This is a genomic window from Pseudomonas protegens (assembly GCF_003732485.1).
In the GTDB taxonomy this organism is placed as follows: domain Bacteria; phylum Pseudomonadota; class Gammaproteobacteria; order Pseudomonadales; family Pseudomonadaceae; genus Aquipseudomonas; species Aquipseudomonas protegens_B.
The window spans coordinates 1-484 of sequence record NZ_MOAK01000078.1; positions in this window are offsets into that span (position 1 = coordinate 1).

Below are 484 nucleotides of genomic sequence, written 5' to 3' on the forward strand. Positions count from 1 at the left end.
CCCTACGCAACGCCTACGCTCGGCCGGCTGGGAAGGGGCCTGAAGATCAAGATCAAGATCAAAAGCAAAAGCCAAGCGCGTGTTACGCGCTGCCCGTAGGAGCCGGCTTGCCGGCGAAGAGGCCCGTGAGACATGCATCGCCTGGGCGGACGCCTTCGCTGGCAAGCCAGCTCCTACAGCAGTCAGATACACCGTGCAGTTTCCCGTAGGAGCCGGCTTGCCGGCGAAGAGGCCCGTGAGACATGCATCGCCTGGGCCCACGCCTTCGCTGGCAAGCCAGCTCCTACAGCAGTCAGATACACCGTGCAGTTTCCTGTAGGAGCCGGCTTGCCGGCGAAGAGGCCCGTGAGACATGCATCGCCTGGGCCGACGCCTTCGCTGGCAAGCCAGCTCCTACATGGGGGGCCCTACACACCGCCCCATCTTCAGGCCGGCCGGCAGGCCGCCGTCGCGCTCTTGATTTTGATCTTGATCTGAGCGCCCC